The organism is Streptomyces sp. SLBN-8D4 (genome assembly GCF_049739545.1).
In the GTDB taxonomy this organism is placed as follows: Bacteria; Actinomycetota; Actinomycetes; order Streptomycetales; family Streptomycetaceae; genus Streptomyces; species Streptomyces canus_C.
Genome location: NZ_JBMGQC010000001.1, coordinates 9,868,459 through 9,894,846, shown reverse-complemented (window position 1 = coordinate 9,894,846; position 26,388 = coordinate 9,868,459). Strand labels below are relative to the sequence as shown.

General features: G+C 68.6%; 16 protein-coding genes and 3 pseudogenes. 14 read left to right on the top strand and 5 right to left on the bottom strand.

The features are described 5' to 3' along the window. Positions 1–236 precede the first annotated feature (236 nt). Positions 237–1,673 carry an RICIN domain-containing protein gene (locus tag RKD20_RS44950; protein WP_424882798.1) on the top strand — a complete coding sequence of 479 codons (1,437 nt, stop codon included), beginning with the start codon at positions 237–239 and terminating at the stop codon, positions 1,671–1,673. A gap of 497 nt (positions 1,674–2,170) precedes the next feature. Here the strand turns inward: RKD20_RS44950 and RKD20_RS44945 are convergent. Further along, positions 2,171–2,383, bottom strand: a pseudogene (locus tag RKD20_RS44945) (decarboxylase); the annotation flags it as partial. Between the two features lie 840 nt (positions 2,384–3,223). Between RKD20_RS44945 and RKD20_RS44940 the strand changes: the two are divergent. Then, complete coding sequence (locus tag RKD20_RS44940; protein WP_424882797.1) at positions 3,224–4,534, top strand: glucuronoxylanase; 1,311 nt, start codon at positions 3,224–3,226, stop codon at positions 4,532–4,534. Positions 4,535–4,636: 102 nt separating this feature from the next. On the opposite strand, the gene RKD20_RS44935 is transcribed toward RKD20_RS44940, so the two are convergent. After that, a complete protein-coding gene (locus RKD20_RS44935; protein WP_424882796.1) occupies positions 4,637–5,398 on the bottom strand; it encodes a FadR/GntR family transcriptional regulator in 762 nt (253 codons plus the stop codon). Positions 5,399–5,702: 304 nt separating this feature from the next. On the opposite strand from RKD20_RS44935, the gene RKD20_RS44930 reads away from it, so the two are divergent. The 12 genes and pseudogenes from RKD20_RS44930 to RKD20_RS44875 all read left to right on the top strand — a co-directional run bounded on the left by RKD20_RS44930 (position 5,703) and on the right by RKD20_RS44875 (position 21,018). Continuing rightward, on the top strand, positions 5,703–7,067 hold the full coding sequence (locus tag RKD20_RS44930; RefSeq protein WP_424882795.1) for an ABC transporter substrate-binding protein: 1,365 nt from the start codon (positions 5,703–5,705) through the stop codon (positions 7,065–7,067). After that, on the top strand, positions 7,064–7,978 hold the full coding sequence (locus tag RKD20_RS44925) for a carbohydrate ABC transporter permease (RefSeq protein ID WP_424882794.1): 915 nt from the start codon (positions 7,064–7,066) through the stop codon (positions 7,976–7,978). The genes RKD20_RS44930 and RKD20_RS44925 overlap by 4 nt, the downstream gene beginning before the upstream one ends. A gap of 106 nt (positions 7,979–8,084) precedes the next feature. Beyond that, positions 8,085–8,939: a carbohydrate ABC transporter permease gene (locus RKD20_RS44920; protein ID WP_424883478.1), complete on the top strand. Its 855-nt coding sequence runs from the start codon at positions 8,085–8,087 to the stop codon at positions 8,937–8,939. 8 nt (positions 8,940–8,947) lie between these two features. Further along, positions 8,948–10,939, top strand: a complete 1,992-nt coding sequence (locus tag RKD20_RS44915; protein ID WP_424882793.1) for a hypothetical protein — start codon at positions 8,948–8,950, stop codon at positions 10,937–10,939. Continuing rightward, positions 10,936–11,283: an L-rhamnose mutarotase gene (locus RKD20_RS44910; RefSeq protein WP_424882792.1), complete on the top strand. Its 348-nt coding sequence runs from the start codon at positions 10,936–10,938 to the stop codon at positions 11,281–11,283. The genes RKD20_RS44915 and RKD20_RS44910 overlap by 4 nt, the downstream gene beginning before the upstream one ends. Before the next feature lie 38 nt (positions 11,284–11,321). Further along, on the top strand, positions 11,322–12,227 hold the full coding sequence (locus RKD20_RS44905) for an amidohydrolase family protein (protein WP_424882791.1): 906 nt from the start codon (positions 11,322–11,324) through the stop codon (positions 12,225–12,227). 103 nt (positions 12,228–12,330) lie between these two features. Beyond that, positions 12,331–13,272 (top strand): zinc-dependent alcohol dehydrogenase, encoded by a 942-nt coding sequence (locus tag RKD20_RS44900; protein WP_424882790.1) that lies wholly within the window; start codon positions 12,331–12,333, stop codon positions 13,270–13,272. Continuing rightward, on the top strand, positions 13,269–14,030 hold the full coding sequence (locus RKD20_RS44895) for an SDR family oxidoreductase (RefSeq protein ID WP_424882789.1): 762 nt from the start codon (positions 13,269–13,271) through the stop codon (positions 14,028–14,030). Before RKD20_RS44900 ends, RKD20_RS44895 begins: the two co-directional genes overlap by 4 nt. 45 nt (positions 14,031–14,075) lie before the next feature. Further along, positions 14,076–14,593 (top strand): annotated as a pseudogene (locus tag RKD20_RS44890) (PfkB family carbohydrate kinase); the annotation flags it as partial. 35 nt (positions 14,594–14,628) lie between these two features. Further along, positions 14,629–15,639 (top strand): aldo/keto reductase, encoded by a 1,011-nt coding sequence (locus tag RKD20_RS44885; protein ID WP_424882788.1) that lies wholly within the window; start codon positions 14,629–14,631, stop codon positions 15,637–15,639. Positions 15,640–15,778: 139 nt separating this feature from the next. After that, the gene (locus RKD20_RS44880; protein ID WP_424882787.1) at positions 15,779–18,829 is read left to right on the top strand and encodes an RICIN domain-containing protein; all 3,051 of its coding nucleotides are present in this window, start codon (positions 15,779–15,781) and stop codon (positions 18,827–18,829) included. Between the two features lie 137 nt (positions 18,830–18,966). Then, complete coding sequence (locus tag RKD20_RS44875) at positions 18,967–21,018, top strand: family 43 glycosylhydrolase (protein ID WP_424882786.1); 2,052 nt, start codon at positions 18,967–18,969, stop codon at positions 21,016–21,018. 73 nt (positions 21,019–21,091) lie between these two features. Here RKD20_RS44875 and RKD20_RS44870 read toward each other — a convergent pair whose 3' ends face one another. From RKD20_RS44870 to RKD20_RS44860, 3 genes and pseudogenes are all read right to left on the bottom strand, one after another. Beyond that, positions 21,092–23,785, bottom strand: coding sequence for an RICIN domain-containing protein (locus tag RKD20_RS44870; RefSeq protein WP_424882785.1), 2,694 nt, complete (start codon positions 23,783–23,785; stop codon positions 21,092–21,094). 182 nt (positions 23,786–23,967) lie between these two features. Then, positions 23,968–24,414 (bottom strand): annotated as a pseudogene (locus RKD20_RS44865) (helix-turn-helix transcriptional regulator); the annotation flags it as partial. Between the two features lie 105 nt (positions 24,415–24,519). Further along, positions 24,520–26,325, bottom strand: a complete 1,806-nt coding sequence (locus RKD20_RS44860) for an RICIN domain-containing protein (protein WP_424882784.1) — start codon at positions 26,323–26,325, stop codon at positions 24,520–24,522. Between the last annotated feature and the right edge of the window lie 63 nt (positions 26,326–26,388).

Here is a 26,388-nt window from a genome sequence, read left to right as displayed (position 1 = left end):
GCGACTCGATTGCCGCCTTTAACATCGGATGTATTTGAGCAGGTTCCCATGTGGAGGTTCGAGACCGGATCGGCCCGAAGCGTTGACGAGGCCCTCGTCGAGCCCTACCGTGCTCCAGCAGAAACGCACACCTTCTGACATTTATCCAAGCCCCCGGGTGGACGGGCCGCCATCCGCGAGGAGCCGAATCCGGCGCAGGCCCCCGCCCTCTCACCGGCTTTCAGCGAAGGAACCCGATGCTCCGTCGTGTCTGCCTGCTTCTGTCGGCCGTCCTCATGGGCGCGCTCGGGCTTCTGTCCGCCGGTGCGCCCGCGCAGGCCGCTTCCGTCACCGTGACCAACGCGACCCAGTTCACCGACACCACCGGAGCGGTGGTCCACGCCCACGGCGGTGGCGTCATCAAAGTCGGCTCGTACTTCTACTGGTTCGGCGAGAACCGCAACCCCGACAACTCCTTCAAGTACGTGTCGGTCTACCGGTCGACGGACCTCAAGACCTGGCAGTTCCGCAACCACGTCCTCACGCAGAACAGCGGCGCCGAGCTGGCCTCCGCGAACATCGAGCGGCCCAAGGTCATCTACAACAGCGCCACCGGCAAGTACGTCATGTGGATGCACAAGGAACTGGCCACCGACTACACCCAGGCCCGTGTCGCCGTCGCGGTCTCCGACACGGTCGACGGCAACTACACCTACCTGGGCAGCTTCCGGCCGCTCGGCATCACCTCGCGGGACCTGACCCTGTACAGGGACGACGACGGCACGGCCTACCTGGTCTCCTCCGCCAACGAGAACGCCGACCTCGTCATCTTCCGGCTCACCGCCGACTACACCGGCGTCGACAGCCAGGTCGCCAACCCGTGGCCCGGCACCTACCGCGAGGCTCCGGCACTGTTCAAGCGGGGCGGTGTCTACTTCATGCTCACCTCCGCCAACAGCGGTTGGAAGCCCAACCAGCAGAGGTACGCCACCGCCGCCCGCCTCACCGGCCCGTGGACGGCCATGACGGACGTCGGCAACGACACCGCCTACGGCTCCCAGACCGCCTACGTCCTCCCCGTCCAGGGCACCTCGGGCACCTCGTACCTGTACATGGGCGACCGCTGGGGCAACTCCTTCGGCGGCACGGTCGACGACTCGCAGTACGTCTGGCTGCCCCTGACCTTCCCGACCAGCACGACGATGAACCTGCCGTGGTACCCGCAGATCGCCGTCGACGCCACCGCCGGAACGGTCACCGGCGTGGGCGGCGGCCCCTACTCCAACCTCGTCGCTCGGCACAGCGGCAGGTGCCTCGACGTCTCGGACAACTCCGCCGCCGACAACGCGGTCGTGCTCCAGTGGAACTGCAACGGCGGCCTCAACCAGCAGTGGCGGCTCAGCGACGCCGGCGGCGGCTATGTCCAGGTCATCGCCGAGCACAGCGGCAAGTGCCTGGACGTGGCGAACGGCTCCACCGCGGACGGCGCCTACGTCAACCAGTACCGCTGCACCACCGGCACCAACCAGCAATGGCTCCTGCAGGATCAGGGCAACGGCTACTACCACCTCGTGGCCCGGCACAGCGGCAAGTGCCTGGACGTGAAGGACGCCTCCATCGAGAACGGCGCCCGCCTCATCCAGTGGACCTGCGGCACCGGCAGCAACCAACAGTTCCAGCGGCCCGACGCCTGACCACCGCTCGGAACCCCGCCTGGCCCTCTCCCCTCAGGGTGCGACCGAGTAGGCACCGGTGCGTGGGACAGGTGAACGCCGCAGCCTCGCCCGAGTCGTTGCCGCCGCACGTCGGGTCGCACACCCGACAGGTGTCCTTGCCGCACCGGGCGAACGATGCCGTAGTCGAAGCCGACCGCGACGACCTCGTCGCACATCGCCTGGGCGCAGGACTGCTCGTCCACACTGATTTTGCCTGCACAGCACGGTCGTAGATCGCTGTCCTCGAGAAGCGTGAGGACGTTGCCAACAGCGCCAGAAATGCGGTGCGTTGAGGTGAATCCAACGCGGCCAGGGACCATGTCACCGCGGCCTGCTGTCGGCGTTGTGCCCACGTGAGGAACTCGCCTTCCGCGGTGCGGGGGCCACCGTGCGTGTCGAGGCAGCCCCCGTTGATGAGGGCGACGTTCCTACAGATGTCAGCAGGCTGACCCCTGTGCAGCGAGGCGTGCCGCCCGTCATACGGTCCGGACGACGATGCCTCCGCCTTCGAGCGCCGTGACTTCGCCGGTGGGTGCGGTCGCGTCGGTGACGAGAGTGTGCACGACGGCGGCGGGGCCGACGTAGGCGTAGGCGGTGTGGCCGAGCTTGCTGCCGTCGGCGGCGGCGATGACGCGGCGGGCGGAGGCGAAGCTCGCCTTCTTCACCGCGGCGTCGTCGAGGTCGTAGGCGGCATGGACGGACACATCTTCCGGAGCCAGGACGACCTCGCAGCCGTCGTCGACGAGTGGCTGCCAGCCCGTTGAGCGCCTGCACCGTGCTGAGGTCCAGCCCCGCGTCGTCGTTCACTCTGCCGCCGACGCGCCGGAGGTGAACAGCGCGCAGCGGCGGGCGTGTTGGCGCAAGTCACCGGCCGCTGAGCTGGTGCGGGCGGAGGCCCTGGGGAGAGGGAACGCACAGTGTCTTGAGCGATGCTGGTCCGGCCCGGCTTCGACTTCTGTGGCAACCGCGATGACCCGGATGAACGACCAACTCACGTTTCCGCAGGACGGCGCTGCCTCATCCAGCCCCAGCCGGTAGCGGGCGACGGCAAGTTGACCGGGCCCGGGCCGGTATCCGGCGACGTAGGAGATCCTCGTCGTTCGGCTTCGGCCGATGCCTCGTGAACGGGTGACGCGCGGCCGACCGTGACCGCCCCGGCTGTCCACCGTTGCACCGCAGCGCGGGAAGCGGAAGCCGCCGGCCACCGCACGGGCCGCTCGACGATGCCGCGGTGCCTTCGCGGACAGGCCAAGGATGCCCCGAAGCCTTGACGCCAGAGAGCCGTGATCCTACGGTCCCTACACCACCTCACGATCGGTCACATCATCGAAACATTCGATGACAGGACCACCGCACCCGGCTTTCTGGTCTGCGCTTCGCTGCTTCGACGTCATTCCGCTTGTGTGGCCCCCGGCTCGGCATCGCAGGCCATGTGTCACCGACACAATCAGCTGCCACCGCACCACGACACCCCGCCAGGACCGAAAGTTTCGAGACGCGCATCAGCGCCACGTCCAGATGGAGGAGCAATGTCGTTGCACCGTAGCGATTCCGGCAACACAGGTCCGGTGCTTCCCAGTCGTCGGGCCGTCCTGACGACCATGAGTGCCCTGCCGGTCCTCGCGGCCGCGGCACCAGCGGTGGGAGCGCCCCGAACTCCGTCCCTGGCAGCCGCCGCCGTGACCGTCGACCCGTCGGCCACCCGGCAGACGATCCGGGGGTTCGGCGGCATGAACCACCCGCTCTGGATCGGTGACCTGACATCCGCCCAGCGCGAGACGGCGTTCGGCAACGGTGACGGACAGCTCGGCTTCTCCGTGCTGAGAATCTTCGTCTCGGAGGACAAGGCGAACTGGAGCCGTGAGGTCGCGACGGCGAAGCGGGCGATCGAGCTCGGGGCCACGGTCTTCGCCTCACCGTGGAATCCTCCCGCTCAGATGGTGGAGACCTTCGTTCACGGCCAACAGACCGACGCGAAGCGGCTCCGTTACTCCATGTACGGCGCCTATGCGCAGCACCTGAACGACTTCGTCGGCTTCATGCGGAGCAACGGCGTGAACCTGTATGCCATCTCTGTGCAGAACGAGCCCGACTACGCTCATGACTGGACCTGGTGGACTCCGACCGAGGTGACCAGGTTCCTGCGGGAGAACGCCGGGTCGATCAGTACCCGGGTCATCGCTCCGGAGTCCTTCCAGTACGTCAAGAGCTTTTCGGACCCGATCCTCAACGACCCCGCAGCACTGGCCAACCTCGACATTCTCGGGGCGCACCTCTACGGCACCTCGTTCCAGAACTTCCCCTACCCCCTCTTCAAGCAGAAGGGCGCGGGCAAGGAGCTGTGGATGACCGAGGTCTACTACCCCAACAGCAGTGATTCGGCCGACCTCTGGCCGCAAGCGCTGGACGTGGGGGAACACGTCCACCGGGCGATGGTGGATGCCGAGTTCCAGGCGTACGTGTGGTGGTACATCCGGCGCGGTTACGGGCCCATGCGCGAGGACGGGCGGATCAGCAAGCGCGGTGCCGCCATGGCGCACTTCTCGAAGTACGTCCGCCCGGGGCACGTGCGGATCGCCGTGACCGCGAACCCGCAGCCGAACGTCTACCTCTCGGCGTACAAGGGGAGCGGCTCCCGGGTGGTCATCGTCGCCGTCAACAAGGGGACCTCGCAGGTGAGTCAGCAGTTCACCCTGCAGAACAACGCCTCGTCCGGCGTCTCTTCCTGGCTGACGGACGCAAGCAGGACCCTCGCGGCCCAGAGCAGGATCACGGTGTCGAACGGCTCTTTCACCGGGCAGCTGCCCGCGCAGAGCCTGACGACCTTCGTGACCGGGTAAGGCCTCACACGGTCAGGTCTGGGTGCCGGCTGCAGACCGGCGTTCGAAGGGGGCCCTGCCGCGGTGCGGCAGGGCCCCCTTCGGCCTGTCCGGGCCGGAAGGTCATCCGAACAGGCGCCGCTGGATCTCCCGCCGGTAGTCCTCCAGCGTCCGGTCGAGGTGTACGGCGGTGGCCTCGGCCGCCTCGTCGGGGTGGCCGTCACGGATGGCGCGGTAGATGGCCTCGTGCTCCTCGACCGCGGCCGGGGTGCCCTCGCCAAGGCTGTCGTGGATGCCGATCGCGCTGGACTGGCGCTGCAGCCGTCGGGCGTCGCGCACCGCGCTGCCGAGGAAGGTGTTGTGCGAGGCCGCGGCCAGTGCCGCGTGGAAGTCGTCGTCCGCCTGGTTGAAGACGTCGACGTCGCCGTTGGCGTACCCGTACCGGCACTGCTGCATGGCGACCTCGATGGCGCGCAGTTCGGCGGGCGTGGCGCGGGTGGCCGCGAGCTTGGCGGCGGCCATCTCCTGGACTCTGCGGAACTCGAACAGCATGAGCACGTGGTCGAGGTCCACCGGACGGAAGAAGCCGCCCCAGCGACTGGTGATCAGCATGCCGTCGTCGTCCGCGACGAACAGGCCGCGGCCCTTGTGCGCCCGCACCCGGCCGAGCGCCGAGAGGATCTTCACCGCTTCCCGGACCACCGCCCTGCTGGTGTCCAACTGCTGGGCCAGGTCGTTCTCCGTGGGCATCCGGTCGCCGGGGACCAGACGGGCCTCGGCGATGAACTCGAGAATCCGCTCCGCCACGATCTCGTATCCGGGCCGGTAGTCGCGCCGCTCCTCCGCGCCGTTCACCACTGCCGCCACGGCGGGCGTGTCATTCATGTGTCCTGCCTCCGGGTGACTGCGCCGACGCTGCCTGATCGGCCCTTGAGCCGCGCTCATCGTACCCCAGACCCTAATGAGTCGTACTCATTTAGGGGATCACCGATCATGAATCGGCAGACGATTTGATACTTAAGTGACGTTTCACCTGGATTTATGGCCCCTATTCGTCGTCTCGACATGGACGCTGCACCCCGAAAAAGACCTACACACCCCTTGACGCACCCTTCGATATGGCGGCTAATTTCTTCCGCAGCGGTAATGACAGAGCCGTCAGCCTCACGCAAACCGAGTGGAGTCGCACATGTCCGTCTACAAGCCTTCGGTCACCCAGGAGACAGGGACCAGCAGGAGACGTGCCGCGTTGCTGGCCGGCTGTGCCGCCACCGTGCTGCTCACCGTGACCGCCTGTGGCGGGGGTGGCGGTTCGGCCGGCACGACCAAGGACGGATTCGCGCAGGCCGCGCAGAAGGACGGGGCGCTGACGGTCTGGGTGGACGCGACCCGCATGGACGCCGCGAAGCTGTACCAGTCGCAGCACCCGAACGTGAAGATGGACATCGTCAGCTACGACGGCGACGCCAACGGCTCCAACTACCTCCAGACGAAGGTCCAGTTGTTCAACCGGACGGGCAAGGGCTGGCCGGACGTCGTCTTCAGCTCCCAGAACAACGAGGCGAGCTGGGCGGTGGACGCGGGCTTCGCGGCTCCGCTGAACAAGGGCCTGATCCCGGACGCGACCCTCGGCGGGTTCGCCAAGGGGGCCAACGACGTCTGCACGGTCGACGGCACCCTGTACTGCCTGCGCAACGACCTCTCCCAGGCGGTGCTCTGGTACAACGCGCCGCTGCTGAAGAAGTTCGGCTACCCGGTGCCCACGACCTGGGAGGAGTACCAGGCGCTCGGCGAGAAGGTCGCCAAGGACCACCCCGGCTACCTCGTGGGCGACGCGGGCGACTCCTTCACCCCCGAGATCTACCTGTGGGCGAGCAAGTGCGGCGCCAACCACATCACCGGCCCCAAGGCCGTGTCGGTGAACACCAGCAGCGAGGCCTGCACCAGGATGGCCAAGCTGCTGGACGTGCTGATCAAGAACAAGTCGATGTCGATCAGTGGCGTCTTCAGCACCGACTTCGCCAAGAACGAGGCCGACAAGGTCCTGCTCATGCCCGGCCCGGCCTGGTACGGCGGCGCGGTCTTCAAGGACGGCCTCAAGACGCCGGCCAAGCAGATCGCGGTGGCACCCATGCCGCAGTGGCAGGGGGAGACCTCACCGTCCACCGGCAACGTCGGCGGCGGCACCTGGCTGCTGTCCAAGCACTCCACTCACATCAAGGCGGCCACAGACTTCCTGAAGTGGGTCACCACCGACAACGCCTACCAGGGCGAGAAGGCCCCCGGCTTCCCGGCGTACGCCCCGGCCGCCGAGAACTGGCTGAAGGCGCAGGCCACCTCCGGGTACTTCGACGGCGACCTCACCGCGCTCAAGGACGCCTCCTCGCAGGTGTGGTCCGACTGGGGCTCGGGCCAGTTCAGCCAGGAGGCCATATGGGCCGCCACCGTCAAGCCCGGCATCACGCAGGGCAAGACCATAGAATCGCTGCTGCCCGCCTGGCAGGACTCGATCGTCAAGTACGCCAAGGCCGACGGATACAAGGTGTCCCAGTGACGCTCACGCACTCCTCGGCCGGCTCTGTCCGGGGGCGCCCTCGCGGCACCTCCCGGCAGAGCCGGGCCGGCGTGGCTTTCGTCGCCGGTTACGTACTGCTGCTGATCGCCTTCGGCGTCCTTCCGACCTGTTACGCGATCTACTTCGCGTTCACGGACGCCGGAGGCGCCTTCACCGGCATCTCCAACTTCGTCACCACGGCACAGGACTTCCGCTTCGTCGACTCCCTGGGCCACGTGGCCCTGTACCTCCTGTTCTGGCTCCTGTCGCTCGTGGTGTTCGTCGTGGTCCTGGCACTGCTCCTGCACCGGCTGTCCTCCGGGCCGGTCAGCCAGGCGCTGCGCTTCCTCTACTACATCCCCGGAGCACTCGCCGGCGCCGCGAGCGTCCTGGTGTGGCTGTTCATGCTCGACCCGACGGTCAGCCCGGTCAGCTCCCTGCTGGAGACGCTGGGCTTCCACACCTTCGGCGAGGTCATCGCTCCCGGAAACCTCGCGGTGCTGTTCACGATCATCGCGTTCTGGACCGGAGCGGGCGGCTGGATCGTCGTCATGTACGGCGCGCTCAACAACATCCCCAAGGACGTCATGGAAGCCGCCCGCATCGACGGCGCCAACGGCTGGCAGACCGCCTGGCGCGTGCAGATCCCCATGCTCCGCAAGTGGATCGTGTACATGGTGATCCTGGCCTTCGCAGGCGGCGCCCAGCTCTTCGTCGAACCGCAGCTGCTCTCCCTCGCCAGCACGGGCGTGGCAGGCCGCGACTACTCGCTCAACCAGCTCACCTACGACTTCGCCTTCCAGATGAACAACATCAACGGCGCGGCCGCGGTCTCGGTGGAGCTTCTGGTCGTCAGCGTGTCGGTCGCCGGTGTCTTCGTCGCACGGTCGGGGTTCTTCGATGCCGACTGATACCCGAGCCACTGCCCCTGCCACCGCCCGCACGGAACGGGAGGCGACCATCATGAGCCGAAGCCGCCACGGGGGACCGCGGCAGCGCACCCGGCGCCCGGGGCACATGACGTCCCGGCTCCTTGCGGGCTCGGTGCTCACCGTGTTCGTGGTGTTCTTCGTACTGCCGGTGCTGTGGCTGCTGCTCGCGGCCACCAAGACCGACCAGCAGCTGGTCCACGACAACCCCCTGTCCTTCGGCTCCTGGCACGCGCTGAAAGCCAACTGGCACGCGCTCACCGGCTTCCAGGACAACGCCATCCTGGTGTGGCTGGGGAACTCCGCCGTCTACGCCTCGATCTCCCTGGTCATCACGCTCTGCCTGGCCATCCCGGCCGGATACGCGCTGGCGATGACCGAGTTCCGCGGCCGGCACACGCTCCTGATCGCGACCCTCGTCGTGATGCTGATGCCGAACGCCACGCTGGTGGTGCCGCTGTTCCTGGAGATCAACGCGGTGCATCTGATCGGCACCATGTGGTCGATCATCCTGCCGTACTCGTTCTACCCGTTCGGGGTGTACCTGACGTACATCTACTTCACCACCGCCGTGCCCAAGGACCTCCTGGCGGCGGCGCGGATCGACGGCTGCTCCGAGTTCGGCGTCTTCCGCCATGTGGCCCTGCCGTTGGCGACGCCCGTCATCGCACTGGTCGGGTTCTTCAGCTTCGTCGCCAACTGGACGAACTACTTCCTGCCGTACGTGATGCTCCCCGAGAGCGACGAGATGCCGATCCAGGTGGGCGTCGGCAGTCTCCTCAGCAATGTGCCGTCGTTCAACCCGACCGTCGGCACCCTCGCCATCCAACGCCCGCAATTGGCCCTGGCGACGCTGGTTGCCATCACACCCGTCCTCGTCGTGTTCCTGTTCGCCCAGCGCTTCCTGGTCAGCGGAATGCTCGCCGGCGCCACCAAGGAGTAACAGCTCTCATGCCCTTCAGCCCCCACCCCGACGCCTCCGGCGACACCCCGGCCACCCCCGCCCCCGATGTCCACGCCACGGTCCCGTTGCTCGAACCACCCGGCTGGGCCGTCGCCCAGCGCGCCCTGTTCGACCTCCTCGACCACGCCTGGCGCCGCTTCGCCCGCGACTTCACCGGCCCCGACGGACGACTGAACTACACCGGCCCGCTGACCACCCGCGACGGCGTGGACGACTTCTACGAGGTCTTCTTCAACTGGCCCCAGCTGTACCTCCTCGGCGGCGCCGACGACCTGCTGGCCGCCAGTGAGAAGCACTGGGAGGGCGTCACCCGGCAGCTGACCGAACTGGACATGCTGCGCGACGAGTACGAGCGCGGCTACGACTGGTTCCACCAGGGCGAGAGCCTGCTGCTGCTCTACTTCCTGTGCATGGCCGCCCCCGACCGCTGGCGTGAGCGCGCCCTGCGCTTCGCCGAGTTGTACGTCGACCCCGCCAAGGGCAACTACGACCCCGAGCACCGCATCATCACCCGCCCGCACAACGGCAGCGACCCCGAGCGCACCGGCCTGTTCGACGGCGACGTCTACCCCTGGCTGCCCAAGGAAGCGGAGACCTACGGCTTTCCCCTCGACTGGATCCCCGAGGCTGCGGACGCCCCCTTCCCCCTGTCGGCGGACCCGCGGCTCGGCGACCAGATGCGCGACCGGATGGGCGTCGGCGACACCACCATGAACCTCGCCGCGGCCGGACTGGTCCTCAACGCCTGGATCCTGTCCGGCGAGGAGCGCTACCGCGACTGGATCGTCGAGTACGTGGACGCCTGGCGCGAGCGCACCCGCGAGAACGGCGGCCTGATCCCGGACAACGTCGGCCCGGACGGAGTCGTCGGCAGCCTGCTGGAGGGCCGCTGGTACGGCGGCCACTACGGCTGGTCCTGGCCGCACGGCTGGCACAGCCTGGGTCACGCGGCCTGCGTGGCGGCGCTCGCGGCGGCCACGGTCACCGGCGACGACGACTACCTCTCCATGGTCGCCACCTCGCTCGACACCCTCATAGACCATGCCAAGGTCATGCCCCACACCGAGGCCGACTCCAGCCTGCCCTCCAAGTGGGCGGTGGAGCTCGGTCCCGACCGGCACACACCCACGCTCCACCTGCCGTTCCGTCACAACGACTCCGGCTGGTTCGACTACAACCCGGCCACGCCCCCCGTGCCGGTGGCCCTGTGGCACCACACCTCCTCCCAGGCCGACCGGGCCCGGCTGGAGGGACTGCGCGAAGCGGACGGCATCGACTGGCGCACCGTGCGGCCGTTCCGGTCCAAGGAGGACTCCGGCCACGAGAAGGCGTGGTTCGCCTTCCTCGCCGGCGACGACCCCGGCTACCCGGAGCGGATCCTCGCGGCCGCCCAGGCCCAGGTCCGCCACCGGCTGCGGCGCATCGACCGCTACCGCGACCTCGACGTGCCCGAGGCCGACATCCACGTGTGGCAGCTGTCCAATCCGGTGGTCACCGAGGCCCTGGTGCAACTGACCTGGGGCGGCCCGCAGGTGCTGTACCAGGGCGGTCTGCAGCAGGCGCGGCTGCGCTACCACGACGCCGACGCCCGCCGCGCCGGCCTGCCCGCGGACGTCGCCGCCCTGGTCACCTCCATCGACCCCGAGGCGACCACCGTCGAGCTGGTCAACCTGGCCCCCGAGACGGACCGCACGGTGATCGTCCAGGCGGGCGCGTTCGCCGAGCACACCGTCACCGGCGTCCGGTACACGACCTGCACGGACGACGGCTGGATCGGCGACATGTACGACTACGGACACAGCGAGCCGGTGGTCTCCGAGACCGAGGTCGCGTGCGACAGTCCGTACCTGACGGTCCGTCTGCCCGCCTCCACACGTGTGCGGCTCACCCTGCGGCTCGGACCGCGCACCCGCACACCCAGCTACCGGACGCCGTTCGACGGCTCCAACTCCCATGACACGACAGGGGAACCGGCATGAAGCGCATCGCCCAGACCATCAGGCTCCGCCCCGAGCACCGCGAGGAGTACCTCCGGCTCCACTCCGCCGTGTGGCCCGGCGTCGAAGCCGCCCTGCACCGGGCGAACATCCGCAACTACAGCATCTTCCTCCACGGTGACGTGCTGTTCGCCTACATGGAGTACCACGGCGAGGACTTCGAGGCGGACATGGCGTCCATCGAGGCCGACCCCGAGACCCAGCGCTGGTGGAAGCTCACCGACCCGTGCCAGGAACCCTGGCCGGACCGGGGCGAGGGCCGCCAGTGGAGCGAGCTCCCCGAGATCTGGCACCTGAGCCCGCCCGGCGACGACAGCACCGCCTGACCCGGCCCGCGCCAGCCCGACCCGACTTGGATCCCCCCATGAACGCACCCGTGCTCGTCGACGCCCACCACCACCTGTGGGACCTCGCCCACCGTCCGCAACCCTGGCTGGACGACCCCGGCGTGGCATCGATCCGCCGCACCTTCACCCCGGACCACCTGCGCTCCACCGCCGGCCACCCCATCGCGGGCCGGCGGCTGCACGGCACGGTGGTCGTCCAGTGCGTCCCGGAGGTCGCCGAGACCGAGGACCTGCTCGCACTGGCCGAGCGGGAGCCGCTGATCCAGGCCGTGGTCGGCTGGGCGGACCTCACCGCCCCCACGATCGGTGACGTGCTCGACCAGCTGCTCGCCGGGCCGGGCGGCGGATACCTGCGCTCCCTGCGCCACCTCGTCCAGGGCGAGACCGACCCGAACTGGCTGCAACGCCCTGACGTGGAGCGCGGGTTGCGGGCGGCCCGGGACCGCGGACTGCGCTACGACGTGCTCGTGCGCGCCCACCAGCTCGACCAGGCGATCCGGCTCGCGGAACGCTTCCCCGACCTGCCCCAGGTCCTCAACCACGCGGGCAAGCCGGACATCGCCCGACAGGACTTCGTGGACTGGGAACGCCGGATACGGCAGCTGGCCGCACACCCGCACGTGGTGTGCAAGGTCTCCGGGCTGATCACGGAGGCCGACCACGCCCGCTGGACCACCACCGACATCCGGCCCGTCTGGGACGTACTGGCCTCCGCCTTCGGCCCCGGGCGGCTGATGTTCGGCTCGGACTGGCCGGTCGCCAACCTGGCGGGGGGCTGGAACCGGTGGGCGGCCACCGTGGACGAACTGCTCACCAGCTGGAGCGAGAACGACATCGACGCGCTCCTCGCCGGGAACGCCACCGCGTTCTACGGCCTTGCGCCCGTTGCCGAAGAGGCAGACACGACGGCCGGAACGAGCTGAACACACCCCACCGAACATCGCGCCGAACCCGTGCAGAACACATCCACACGGATGCCGAGCCCTCGGCATCCGCCTCCGGTCTGCGCCGAAGGGACCCTGCCCCGTGACACTCGCAACCCGTTATCTGTCGGCCCGCACCCTCGACACCGCACCGGTCCCCAGCACACCACCGGGCCCCGGCGAGGTGGAGCTGGCCCCCGCCTACGTCGGTATCTGCGGCACCGACCTGCACATCTTCCACGGAGACATGGACGCCCGGGTCTCCGTGCCCGCCGTCCTCGGGCACGAGATGGCCGGCCGTGTCGTCCGGGTGGGCCCTGACGTCGAGGACTGGGCACCCGGTGACGCGGTCACCGTGATGCCGCTGCGCTGGACCGTGCCCGCCTCCACTCTCATACGGCTGCCCGACTCCCTCCCGCTGGACCGGGCCGCCCTCGTCGAGCCCACCGCGGTCGCGGTGCACGACGTCGGCCGGGCCGGGGTGCGCGGCGGCGAGCGGGTCGTCGTGGTCGGCGGCGGTCCGGTCGGCGTCCTGATCGCGCTGGTGGCCAGGGCGGCCGGGGCGGACGTCCAGGTGGTGGAGCTGAGCGCCCACCGGCGGCTGCGCGCCGGGGAGTTGGGGCTGACCGTGTGGGACCCGGCCGCCGAGGACCTGGCCGAGCTGGTCCGGCAGTGGACCGGGGACGCGGGAGCGGACGTCGCCTTCGAGGTGTCCGGCGCCGCGGGAGGCGTGGACACCGCGGTCGACGTGCTCGGCGTGCGCGGGCGGCTGTGCCTGGTCGCGATCCACTCCCGGCCCCGCGAGGTGAACCTGCACCGCTTCTTCTGGCGCGAACTCACCCTCGTCGGCGCCCGGTTGTACGACCGCACCGACTTCGAGAAGGCGGTGGCGCTGGTGGCCGAGGGCACCATTCCCGCCGACCGGCTGATCAGCAAGGTCGTGCCGCTCACCCAGGCGCCGGCCGCGTTCGAGGCGCTGGAGGGCGGCGACGTGATGAAGATCCTGGTGGACTGCACCGACGAAGCCCGGGAGGCCGCCGTATGAACGCCTTCGACCTCACCGGACGGCTCGCCGTCGTCACCGGCGCCCGGCGCGGGATCGGCCGGGCCATGGCCCGCGCGCTCGCCGAGGCCGGCGCGGACGTCATCGGGGTGAGCGCCTCGCTGGAGGAGTCCGGCAGCGCGGTGGAGAAGGACGTCACCGCCGCGGGGCGCAGCTTCGAGGCGATCCGCGCCGACTTCGCCGACCCCGAGGCCGTCCGGGAACTGGGCGCGGACCTCGCGGGCCGGGAGCGTCCGGTGGACATCCTGGTCAACAACGCGGGCACGATCCGCCGGGCCCCCGCGGCGGAACACCCCGACGCGGACTGGGACCTGGTCCTCCAGGTCAATCTCAGCGCCCAGTTCGCGCTGGCCCGCGCGGTCGGCGCGTCGATGGTGGCGCGCGGGCGGGGGAAGGTCATCTTCACGGCCTCCCTCCTGAGCTTCCAGGGCGGCATCACCGTCCCCGGCTACACCGCGGCCAAGCACGGCGTCGCCGGTCTCACCAAGGCGCTGGCCAACGAGTGGGCGCCGCACGGCGTCAACGTCAACGCCATCGCGCCGGGCTACATCGCCACCGACAACACCCAGGCGCTCCAGGACGACCCGGCACGCAGCAGGGCGATCCTGGACCGCATTCCGGCCGCGCGGTGGGGCAGCGCCGAGGACCTGGCGGGCGCCACCGTGTTCCTGGCCTCGGACGCGGCGGCATACGTGCACGGCACCGTGCTCCCGGTCGACGGCGGATGGCTGGGCAGATGACCGCCGACCTCACCGACATACTCGCCGAGGCGCGGATCGTGCCGGTCCTACTACCGCCCCAGCCTGTGGGCCGAACGCGGCGGGCCGGGGCGGGCCCGCGAGGTCGACCTGCGGCTCGCCCGGCACGCCGACGTCATGGTGGGCGCCCTCGGCCTGGCGGGCGAGCATCCGGGCGCCGTGCGCTTCTCGGCCGACGAGGTGCCGGACGCCCTGGCCGCCGTGGCCGACCCGCTGCCCGGCGCCAAGGTGCTCGCGACGACCCTGCGCGAGGTGCCCTCGGCGGGCGTGAACGACTGGACCTCCGCGGCCTGGTCCGCCGAGACCGGTCACGTAGCGGCCCCCTCATGCCCGGCCTGCACGTCCTGGACCGCATCGGCTCGGGCGACGGCTTCGCTGCCGGACTGATCCACGGCCTGCTCGCCGGTCACTCACTGGAACGTGCCCTCGCCTACGGCACGGCCCACAGCGCCCTGGTCATGACGACGCCCGGCGACGTCTCCATGGCCACCCTCGCCGAGGTCGAGGCACTCGTCGCCAGCGCCTCGGCCCACGGCCGACGCTGACCGGCGTCCCCCACCCCTGTCCCCAGGAGCACGCCTTGCACCACCGGAAGATCCAGCACACGCCGCTCGCCGTCACCGAACTCGGCTTCGGCGCCGCGGTGATCGGCAACCTCTACCGGGTGACCGACGCCCATGTCGCCTCGGCCGCCCTCGACGCCGCCTGGGACGCGGGCATCCGCTACTTCGACACCGCGCCGCACTACGGCCTCGGCCTCTCCGAACGCCGGCTCGGCGCCGACCTGCACGACCGGCCGCGCGAGGAGTACGTCGTCTCTTCCAAGGTGGGCCGCCTCCTCGTCCGCAACGAGCACCCGCGGGGCGTCGACGACGAGGGGTTCGTCGTACGGGACGACCTGCGCCGGCAGTGGGACTTCAGCCGCGACGGCGTGCTGCGCTCCCTCGAGGACACGCTGGAGCGCACCGGCCTGGACCGCCTCGACATCGTCTACCTCCACGACCCCGACGACCACTGGCAACAGGCCGCCGACGAGGCCATGCCCGCTCTGGCCGAGCTGCGCGCGCAGGGCGTGGTCGGGGCGATCGGCGCGGGCATGAACCAGTCCGCCATGCTCACCCGCTTCCTGCGCGAGACCGCCGCCGACGTGGTGATGCTCGCCGGGCGCTACACCCTGCTCGACCAGTCCGCCCTGGACGACGTCCTGCCCGCCGCGCAGGCCCACGGCAAGAGCGTCGTCGCCGTCGGCGTCTTCAACTCCGGCCTCCTCTCCCAGGACCGGCCCGCCGAGGGCATGAAGTACGACTACCAGGACGCCCCGACCGACCTGGTCCGGCGGGCCCTGGCCATCGCCGAGGTCTGCGAGCGCTACGGCACCACCCTGCCGGCCGCCGCCATCGCCTTCCCCCGCACGCACCCCGCCGTCGTCAACGTCACCCTCGGCATGCGCACCGCGAAGCAGGTCAGGCGCAACGTCGAACTGCACGCCCGCCGCGTCCCCGACGGGCTCTGGGACGAACTGCGCGCGCAAGGGCTGATCAGGGCCGATGTGCCCACCGCGAGCGAGGAGCGGCACCCCCGCCGTTCCTGACCGGCACGGCGGCACCACAGCCGTCGTCCGAACCCACCTTCTGGAGCCGCTCATGCTCACGTTCCCGAATGTCCGCGCCCCGAAGAGGAGCAGACACCCAGCCTCACGCGGCCTGCGTCTCCTCCCGGCAGCGCTCACGATGGCGCTCTCGGCCACCGTGCCGGCCTCCCTCACCACCTCGACACCCGCCGCGGCCGCGACCCAGGCCACCTACTACGTCGCCCCCAACGGTGACGACTCCAACACCGGCACGATCACGGCGCCGTTCAAGACCCTGCAACACGCCCGGGACGTCGTGCGCACGGTCAACGACAACATGACCGGGGACATCAATGTCTATCTCCGGGGCGGCACCTACCCGGTGAGCAGCACCATCAACTTCACCTCGGCCGACTCCGGCACGAACGGGCACCGCGTCGTCTACGCCGCCTACCCGGGCGAGAAGCCGGTCCTGGACGCAGGCGTTCAGGTGTCCGGCTGGACCCAGCACAGCGGGAACATCTGGAAGGCCACCCTCAACCGCGACGTCAAGCTCCGCGCCCTCTACGTCAACGACAAGCGCGCTCAGATGGCGTCGAAGACGGTCAACTCGGCCGGATGCTACGGGACCTACTCCGTCACGGCCGGCCAGGCTTCCTGGGCCTGGGAGTCGGGTTCGCAGTGCGACGGGGCCAAGTACAGCCTCTCCGACCTGCCCGCCGTCGCCTCCAACCAGGCCGACGTCGAGATCAAGTCCGCGACGACCTGGACCACGGCCATCGTGGGCGTCCGTCAGATCACCACGAGCTCGGACGGTGCCAGTCGCGTGGCCCTGTTCCAGCAGCCGGGTGCGGCCATTGCCCAGGGATCGGCGTACGGCCCGTTCAAAGCCGGCGGCAGTCATACGTTCATGAACGCGTACGAGTTCCTGGACCAGCCGGGCGAGTTCTACTTCGACAAGACGAAGCACACGGTCTACTACTACAAGTCTGGCTCCGAGGACATGACCACGGCGAAGGTCTTCGCGCCGGACAACGTGTCCACCCTCCTCAAGATCGCCGGCACGTCGGCCACCGACCACGCGCGGAACATCACGTTCTCCGGGCTCACGGTCGAGCACTCCGACTGGAACCTGGTCAATGTCGCGGGCTCCGTCTTCCGGCAGAGCCAGCAGGGCAACACCGTCTCGACCGTGTACGCGAAGCAGAACTTCCACGCGTACACCTACCGCAACGTCGACCTGCCGCCCGCGGCCGTCCAGATCGAGAACGCCGACGGGATCGTCCTGCAGGGCAACACGGTGCAGCACACCGGCGCCGACGGAATCACCCTGGCCAACGACGTGACGGACTCTCAGTTGACCGGCAACGTCACTAACGACATCGCAGGGTCCGCCATCACTGTGGGACACCCCCAGCACGTGTACATCGGGGACTACACCTCGACCAACCACGAGAAGTACCCGGTGAACGTCGAGGGAGTCTGCAAGAACATATCGATCACGGACAACTACCTCTACGACAGCGCGGTGTTGTTCGAGGCGTCCAGCGCCGTGTCGGCGTACTTCGTCGATTCCCTTTCCGTGCAGCACAACCGCATCGAGAAGTCCCCGTGGGCGGGCATCACGCTCGGCTGGGGATGGTGGAACTTCGACGGTTCGACGAACTCCATCAATCCCGGGAACCCGACGTCCACGGCGAAGAACAACACCATCAAGTACAACCAGATCCTCGACACGATGCAGGTGCTCGACGACTCCGCTCCCATTTACACGCTGGGCAGCCAGCCGGGAACGGAGATCAGCAACAACTACATCCAGGGCGTCCCTGCCGGCCACAAGTACGGCCTGCACCCCGATGAAGGCTCCGCCTACATCAACGAGCACGACAACGTGCTCGACGTCGACCCGGGCGTGTACTTCGCCATCAACTCCGGCACCTGGGGCCGGCAGCACGACCTCAGCCTCACCAACAACTACGGCACCGTCAACAAGATCGCCGGCAGGAACGTCCCGAACAGCACGATCACGGACGTGCGGGGCTACGGGGACAACGTGTGGCCGTCGCAGGCGTACGGCATCGCCCTGAACGCGGGTCTGGAGGAGGCCTACAGGAACCTCGTCCCCCAGAGCAGAGTGGCTCTCCAGGACTACACCCTGCCCGCGAGCACGTTCGCCGGCACGGGCGTGATGACCGTTCCGGTGCGCAGCCCCAAGGACGCGACCAACACGCTGTGGCTGGCTCCCGCCGGTACGACGACGTTCGCCGCCGGTCCCACCATGACCAGCGCGAGCGGCACCTCGACGAGCATCCGCGTCCCGCAGACGGCGGGTGACTACCGGCTCTACGTCGTGGACGCCCAGGGCAACGCGTCCCCCGCGTCGAAGGCCCTCGTGCGGCAGCGCTGGAGCCACGTCGACGACAAGGCCGCGGGTGTGACCTACTCCGGGACCTGGTCGAACTGGAACGACACGAAGGACATGAACGGGTCCGAGAAGGTCACGGGCACCGCGGGCAACTACGCCGAGTTCTCGTTCACCGGCTCGGGCGTGCGGTACCTAAGCATGACGCAGCCGAACATGGGCAAGGTGGACGTCTACATCGACGGCACCCTGAGCCAGGCGGGCATCGACGCCTACGCCCCGACGGTGACGAAGCAGGTTCCGCTGTTCGAGAAGACAAACCTGGCCGCCGGCCCGCACACGATCAGGGTGGTGTGCACCGGGACGAAGAACACCGCCGCCTCCAGCACCGTCTGCGCGTTGGACGCGTTCGCCTCCATCCAGTTCCCCGCGAAGAACGCCAACTACAAGGTGGTCAACAAGGGCAGCAACAAGGCGGTCGATGTGTCAGGCGGATCGCTGACCGCCGGAGCCAACATCATCCAGTGGACCGACTCCGGAGCCGGGAACCAGAACTGGCGCTTCGTCCCGGTGGGTGACGGCAGCTACGAGATCGTCAGCCGGAACAGTGCCCTGCTCATGGACGTCAGCGGTGCTTCCACCGCGGACGGCGCGTCCGTCATCCAGTCGTCCGACACCAGCGCCGCGAACCAGCACTGGACCCTGACCGCCACCGGAAGCGGCTACTACAAGATCAAGAACGTGAACAGCGACAAGGTGCTCGACGTGTCCTCGGGAGGCACTCAGCTCGTCCAGTCAACGGACACGAACGCCGACAGCCAGCTGTGGAAGGTCGTCAACATCGACTGATCCACGAGACAAAGGGGTGTGAGGGACGGTGCCGGCCGAACCCGGACCGGCGCCGTCCCCGCGTACCTCCATCACCGCGCATTCGAGTCGAGCAGTACCACCTCACATGTGATGACCCCAACCAAGGGACGGGACTTGTGGACCTCACCAGACGACAACTCGGTCGGCTCGCCGCGGTCGGCACCGGAGCGCTCCTGCTACCGGGCCTGCTGCCACCGGGCCGGGCAGCGGCGGCCGCACTGTCGGCCGGCAAGTGGGGCGACCAGGGCGACGGCACCTACGTCAACCCGGTTCTCCCGGGCGATTTCAGCGACTGGGACTGCATCCGGGTCGGCGACGACTACTACGGCATCACCAGCACCTTCGGGTACTCCCCCGGCGTTGCTGTGCTGCACTCGAAGGACCTGGTGAACTGGCGTACGCTCGGCGGCGCGGTCGGTGACGTGACCCAGATCGGACCACTGCTGAACTGGGACCGGATGAACCGCTACGGCCGCGGCGTGTGGGCCGGGGCCATCCGCTTCCACGCGGGGCGCTACTGGGTGTACTTCAACACTCCCGACGAAGGCTTCTTCATGACGTCGGCACCCTCGCCGGCCGGACCGTGGGACCCGCTGACGGCGGTGTGGCGGACCTCCGGCTGGGACGACCCGTGCCCCTTCTGGGACGACGACGGCCAGGGCTACCTCGTCGCCACGCACTACTCGGACAGTTACAAGATCAACCTGTTCCAGCTGTCCGCGGACGGCACGTCACTGCTCGGCGCACCCACGGTCATCCACCAGTCGCCGGGCAGCGAGGCCAACAAGCTGTACAAGATCAACGGCCTCTACTACCACCTGTACAGCGAGGTGAGATCCGAGGGCCGGGTGCTCATGATGAACCGCGGCTCCAGCCTCCTCGGCCCGTTCGAGACCCGGCAGCTGGAACACGTGAACACCGCGGTGGACCGCGAGCCCAACCAGGGCGGACTGGTGCAGACCCCGGACGGCACCTGGTACTTCGTGACCCACCACGGCCACGGCGACTGGGAGGGGCGTCCACTGTCCCTTCTGCCGGTGACCTGGGTGGACGGCTGGCCGATCCTGGGCCAGGTGGGCACGGACGGCATAGGCACCATGGTGTGGACGGGCCGGGTGCCCGCCGGCGGCACACCCGGGCTGCCGGTCGACGCACTTCCCGCCGTGGTGACGAGCGACCTGTTCACCGGCACCGGCCTCAAGCCGCAGTGGGAGTGGTACTACCAGGCGCGTGCGGGCTACTGGTCGCTGACCGAACGCCCCGGCCGCCTGCGGTTGAAGGCGTTCGCACCGCTGGCCGGCGACAACCTGACCAAGGTGGGGAACACCCTCACCCAGCGAGCGCTGCGCACGGCGGGCGGGGGCACGGTGACCGTCCGCATGGAACTGGCCGGCCTCGCCGACGGCCAGCACGCCGGACTGTGCCACTACGCGGCCACCTACGCGGGCCTGGGCGTCCGGCGCACCGGAACCACGACCACGATCACGAACAACGCCGGCGGCACCCTCACCGACGGCCCGGCCGTCACGCAGAACGCCGTGTGGCTGCGTACCACCTGGGACGTCAACGGCGTCAGCAGGTTCTCCTACAGCCTCGACGGCAGCACGTTCACCCCGTTCGGCAGCACGTACCAGCTCACCTGGGGCGGCTACCGCGGCGACCGGATCGGCCTGTACACCTACAACCCGAACAACACCGGCTACGTCGATGTGGACTCGGTGCAGTACACGATCGCGCCCACCCGGGCGTACAAGTGCGTCAGTGTGCGCAGCGGCAAGGTCGCCGACGTCTCCGGAGCCTCCCAGGCCGACGGCGCCGCCGTGATCCAGTGGGCCGACAACGGCAGGCCGAACCAGCAGTGGGCCTTCCAGTCCACCGGAGACGGCTACCACACCGTCATGTGCGTCACCAGCGGCAAGGTCCTAGACGTGGCGGGGTCCTCGACGGCGGACGGCGCACGGATCGTGCAGTCGACGGCCGACGGGCGGACCAGCCAGCAGTGGCAGCTGCGTCCACTGAACGGTGGCGCGTTCGCCCTGGTCAACCGCAACAGCGGCAAGGTGCTGGATGTCAGCGGTGGCGGTGCGGCCGACGGTGCCGCGCTGATCCAGTTCACCGACCGGGGCAGCACCAACCAGCAGTGGACGTTCTCCCGCGTCACCAGCTAGCTCGCGGCGGTGGGGCCGGAAAGCCATGGCTTTCCGGCCCCACCGTCTTTCTGACCCTTACCGCCTCAACCGGTCACTGGATCGTCCACGCCTGGTTCGACTGGTTCAGTGCCATCCACTGGTCGATGGCGGCACCGTTGGCCGTCGAGCCGGCGCTGACCTCCAGGACCTGCTTGGTCTCGAAGTTGCGGATGACGTATCCGCCGCTGGTCGGCTCGAAGTACCAGAGCTGGTTGTTGCCGCCGTTGTAGGTGTACTGCTGCAGATTGGTCCCTCTGTGGTGAGTTGCGCCGTTGATGTCGAGAGCCTTGCCGCTGCCCCTGTTGACGATCTTGTACAGCTGGCCGCTGACCTGGACGATGTTCCACTGCTGGTTGGTGCCGCTGTTGGCCGGCCACTGGACGACGCTCGCGCCGTCGGCGGTGGAGGCCTGGTAGACGTCCGCCAGCTGGCCGCTGTTGACGTTCTTGATGGTGTAGTACGTCGACGGGTTGACGTTCGGTGTACCGGTCGCGTCCTCCAGCGCACCGCCGGCCTGCTGCACGCTGAAGTCGGAGAAGAAGAAGTAGGCGCCGTCGGTCTTGGCGACCCGCAGGTAACGGAACTTCTGGCGGGCGTCGATGTTCCCCGTCAGCGTGGAGGCCATCGGCAGCGTTGTGGCGCCCTGGCGTCCCAGCACGGCGTAGGTGGCGAACGTCGGGTCGTTGGAGGCGCGGATCTCGAAGTTGCTGCGCGTCTCGGGCTGGTCGATGTCCTGGCGCATCGTCAGGGAGTACTGGCCGAGCTGGTAGGCCTGGCCGAGGTCGACCTGCCACCAGGCCGAGGTGTCGGTCCCGGTCGGCGACCATCCGGTGGAGCTGTCGTTGTCGTTGCCCTTGGAGGCCGCCACACCCGAGTTCAGGACCGTGGACGCGGTCGCCGGCTTGTTGTGGGCGAGGTTGAGCCTCGCCGCCAGGGACCGGTACGCGGGCTCCAGCCCGGAGGCCTGGATCACCGAGGTGCCCGAGGTCGCGTTGCCGGACAGCGTCACATTGCTGCCGTTGACGTTCTGGTTGATGAAACCGTCCGTGTGCGACAGCACGTTGTTGGAGACGGTCATGTTGTTGGAGCCCTCGTCCAGGTAGACGCCCGACACCGCGGAACCGCAGGCGGCCGGACTCCGGACCACGTCGTGCACGTAGTTGCCGTTGATGACGGTGCCCGGGTCGTTGGAGAGGTGGTAGATGCCGGCGGTGTCGCACAGCCGGTTCAGCACATTGCCGATCCGGTTGTAGCTGATGCTGTTGTTGCCCTCCGCGTTGGCCGCGGACTGCCAGCCCCAGCCCAGCGAGATGCCGGCCCACGGGGCGTCGCTGATGTCGTTGTGGTTGATGGTGGTGCTGTTGACGAAGCCGGCGTTGATGCCGGCGGTGCCCAGGTAGTCCTCGCCGATCCGCGTGATCAGGTTGTCGTTGACGGTGACGTTCTTGACGACCTCACGGGCGTCCTCGCCGGCCGGGGAGGTGGGCGGGTTGTAGACGGTGTGCATCTCCACGGTGGGGTCGGAGAACTTGCCGACCATGATTCCGTTGCCCGCGATGTCGTACACGACGTTGCCGGTCGCGCTGCTGTCGTGGACGCCGTGGTGCAGGTCGAGGGCGGTGGCCCCCATCTGCGTGAAGGTGTTCCCGGTGAACGAGACGCGGTCGGCGTCCGCGACGTGGACCCCGGCCGGCGGACGGTCGGCGTACTGGTGGTTCGAGGAGTCGGCCGACACGTTGTAGAGGCCGCCCTGGCCGTTGAGCAGACCGTTGTTGGTCGCCTCCATCCAGGTGGTCTGGGCGAAGGTGACGCCGGTGAAGCGCAGGTCGTGGACCGGGGCGTCCAGGCTGGTGCCCTTGACCTCCACAAGCGTGGGCAGAGTGGGTGCCTGCACGGTGGCGGTGGACATGTCCTCGCCGGAGCGCGGCTTGTAGTAGACCGTCTGCGCGGCCGTGTCGACGTAGAACTCGCCCGGCTCGTTGAGGAACTCGTGGGCGTTCTCGAAGTGCAGCGGGGAGCCGTTGGACAGGACCGGGAAGGGCCGCTGGAAGAGGATGCCGGCCTCGTGGTCCTGGATGGACACGTGGGCGGTGCCGCCCGCGGTGGTGAACGACTTCAGCCGCAGGTAGTTCTCCGCCCACTGCAGCTCCAGGACCATCTCGGTCCGGCTGAGGTTGCTCCAGTTGGAGATCTGCGAACTGAGCACCTGCAGCAGCTTGTTGGTCTTGTCGCTGCCCTGGAGCTGGAAGTCCGAGCCCAGGTCGGGGTACCGGGCGCGGGTGGCGCGCACTCCGTTGACGTACAGCTGCCGGAAGTTCAGGCTGCCGACGGACGCCTTGTACTCGCCGTTGCTCGCCGAGGTCCAGCCGGTGATGGTGCGGCCGCTGCTGATCACGGGTGTCTCGCCGTTGTAGGCCTGGTAGACGACCGTGTGGCCGTTCGTGCCTGAGTCGCTCGTGCCCAGAGTGATCGGGCTGGTGAGATTGTAGGTACCGCCGCGCAGGTTCACGACGATGTCACCGGACATGTTCACGTTCGCGGTGCGGACGGCGGCCTGGGCTGCCTGGATGGTCTTGAAGGCGGCCGTGGCACTGGATCCCGAATTGCTGTCGCTGCCGGCCACGGGGTCGACGTAGAAGCTCGTGGTGGCCGCCTGGGCGGGCTGGGCGGGCAGGAGGGCCGCGAGGACGACCACTCCGGCCGCGCACACTTTGGTCAGGCTCACACCGATGCGCAGAGTTCTCATGAGTTGCATTTATCGATCGCCGGAAGAGATCTCGTCAAGATGTCAGGCAGATACATTTCAGATCAACACACTGCCCAATAGCTGCCTAATACTGCTAAATACATCCATCACGACGTCGCCCTCGAAGTGCATCAGCGACGATCGAGAACCACGGGAACGCGAAATGAGTAGTACTCATTTTGCTATCCGCCCTTGTGAGTCTGCCGGAACGCGCCCGGCGTCACACCGGTGTGACGGGTGAAGAACTTTCCGAAGTTGGTCGGTTCGAGGAAACCGAGACGGCGGGCGATCGTCGCCACCGGTTCGTCGGTGTGGGCGAGCAGCCGCTGGGCCTCCAGAGCCACCCGGGCGTCGATGACGTGCTTCACGGGCTGTCCGGTGGCGGCGGCGCAGGCGCGCGTGAGGGTCTCGACGGTGTACCCGAGGCGGTGGGCGTAGTCGGCGGCACGGCGGGTGGTGGCGTACCCGCGCTCCAGTTCGGCGCGGAAGCGCGCGTACACCTCGCCGCCCGCGTGCGGGTCGCCGCCACCGTCGGGGTGGGGCAGCCGGTCGATCTGCAAGAGCACGGTGGCCAGCAGGAGTTGGAGGATCTCCGCCGACACGGCCTCCTCGGGACGGCCGTGTTCGGCCCAGGTTGCGTTTCTCGGCCAGTTCCGTGATCCGGTCGGTCGGAGTCCGACGTCGTCGCCGGACCCCGACCCCCGTCCCCCTGTCAGGGCTTGGACGGCACAGGGCTAGCGGACGAGCTTCCAGTCCTGGGAGCCGTCCGCGGTGCTGTTCTGCAGGGTCAGCGGCGCCCCCGCGGAGGCCCCGGTCAGGTAGAGGTTCGTGTTCTTGACGGCCTGGAACCTGTAGTAGCCGTCGGACGTCCTGACGAGGTTCCAGCTGCCCGTCGAGCTGTTGTCGACCCACTGGCCGATGCGCTGGCCGACCGTGGCGTCGCCCGTCCAGACGGCCGCGGCGCGGCCGCCCGACCTGTTCAGCAGGGTCGTGCCACCGTTGGGCTCGGTCACCACGTGCCACTGCTGGGTGTCGGAGTCGGCCGCCGCTCCGGCGTCCTCCAGGACGACGTCCGGTGTGTCTCCGTTGCCGAGGTTGGCGTCGTTGGTCTTGTTGCCGGTGCCGATCACCTGGCCGGTCCTGCGGTTGACGAGCCGGTAGTAGGTGCCCGAGGAGTCGCCGAGGTCGACCTCGGCGTAGGCGATCGTGGACGTGCCCTGGTTGTTGAGGATCGCTGTGCGGCCGGTGCCGTCCACATACTGGAGGTTGCGGCTGTAGCCGGCCGGCGAGGTCGTCTGGTACTCCGTCCACACGCCGTCGCCGCGGCCGCTCTCGTTGACCCACACGTCACCGCTGTTCGCCGCGTTGTAGACGAGACGCCCGTCGGGGAGCCGGATCAGAACCGGGCTGCCGCCGCCCGAGAGCGGACGTGAGCCGGAGACGACCGGGAGCGAACCGACCGACATGCCGGTCTGGCTGCCGCGGAAGAACTGCAGCGGGTCGTTGGAGATGACGTACCGGGTGTTGGCCCCGCCGCCCCAGTACTCGAAGGTGAGCATCCACCTGCCGTCCGACGTGGGGACGACATTGGTCATGCCCGGTCGTCCGCCGCCGATCTCGGTCTTGCCGCCGCCCATGTCCTGGACCGATCCGGAGACATCGACGACGGGGTCGCTCCACCTGGTGCTCCTGCCGTCCCAGGTCCGGTGCACGAGGATCTGGCCGTGCGAGTCGGTGGCCGTGTCGTTGGCGGGGTCCTTCTTCGGGACACCGGTGACCGGGTCGAAGCCGACGTAGTCGTTCTCGTCGGAGTAGTAGCAGACCAACTTGCCCTTGTAGACCATCAGGTAGGGCTCCCAGAGCGGGTCCACCTGTTTGTTCTTGTTGGCGGCGGCGATGTTCTGCCCGACCGCGCCCGCACTGCCCCCCTGCCATCCTCCGGTGGCGACGACGTTGAGGACCTTCCAGCTGCTGCCCTGGTCGGTGCTGGCGTACAGGGCGATCGCCAGGTCGCTGCGGTCGCCGTCGTTGGAGGGGGTCCAGTTCGGGTCGGCCGCCTTGTGCTCCTTGTAGTAGTAATCGTCACCGGAGACGACACTCGCCAGGAGCAGCGTGCCGGCCTTCATCCCGCCGACACCCTGCGGGAGCACGTAGAGATACGGGTTGGTCCAGTTGCTCGTGTACTTGGCGTACTTGGGGTCCTTGGAGAGGTACGCCGGTGCCCTGACCTCGGACAGCGGCTGCCAGCTCGTCCCGTCGTCGTCGCTCTTGTAGACGGGCAGGGTCTGCCCGTCGGCGCTGCCCGACTTCGCCACGACGGTGGACTTCTCGAACGACGCCACCAGCCGTCCGCCGGGCAGCTGGGCCGACTTCGGGTAGACCGCGCAGTTGCCTCGCCCCTTCAGACACGCATCATTGCCGAGCTGGTAGAGGATCCCGCCGGTCGGGTTGTACGCCTGCGCGCCGGACGCGGGGATGGCCAGCAGCGCGGCCGCCGCACCGAAGGTGCCCAGCGCCCTGCCCAGGGTTCTTCTCTGCATAACTCCTCCTTCAAGAACAATCACGGTGATGCGAGGGGGGCTTCGGTCGCCGGAGCGGTGCAC

Coding starts and splice junctions, on each gene's coding strand:
- RKD20_RS44950 (WP_424882798.1), top strand. CDS start 237: ATGCTCCGTCGTGTCTGCCTGCTTCTGTCGGCCGTCCTCATGGGCGCG.
- RKD20_RS44940 (WP_424882797.1), top strand. CDS start 3,224: ATGTCGTTGCACCGTAGCGATTCCGGCAACACAGGTCCGGTGCTTCCC.
- RKD20_RS44935 (WP_424882796.1), bottom strand. CDS start 5,398: ATGAATGACACGCCCGCCGTGGCGGCAGTGGTGAACGGCGCGGAGGAG.
- RKD20_RS44930 (WP_424882795.1), top strand. CDS start 5,703: ATGTCCGTCTACAAGCCTTCGGTCACCCAGGAGACAGGGACCAGCAGG.
- RKD20_RS44920 (WP_424883478.1), top strand. CDS start 8,085: ATGACGTCCCGGCTCCTTGCGGGCTCGGTGCTCACCGTGTTCGTGGTG.
- RKD20_RS44915 (WP_424882793.1), top strand. CDS start 8,948: ATGCCCTTCAGCCCCCACCCCGACGCCTCCGGCGACACCCCGGCCACC.
- RKD20_RS44910 (WP_424882792.1), top strand. CDS start 10,936: ATGAAGCGCATCGCCCAGACCATCAGGCTCCGCCCCGAGCACCGCGAG.
- RKD20_RS44905 (WP_424882791.1), top strand. CDS start 11,322: ATGAACGCACCCGTGCTCGTCGACGCCCACCACCACCTGTGGGACCTC.
- RKD20_RS44895 (WP_424882789.1), top strand. CDS start 13,269: ATGAACGCCTTCGACCTCACCGGACGGCTCGCCGTCGTCACCGGCGCC.
- RKD20_RS44880 (WP_424882787.1), top strand. CDS start 15,779: ATGGCGCTCTCGGCCACCGTGCCGGCCTCCCTCACCACCTCGACACCC.
- RKD20_RS44870 (WP_424882785.1), bottom strand. CDS start 23,785: ATGAGAACTCTGCGCATCGGTGTGAGCCTGACCAAAGTGTGCGCGGCC.
- RKD20_RS44860 (WP_424882784.1), bottom strand. CDS start 26,325: ATGCAGAGAAGAACCCTGGGCAGGGCGCTGGGCACCTTCGGTGCGGCG.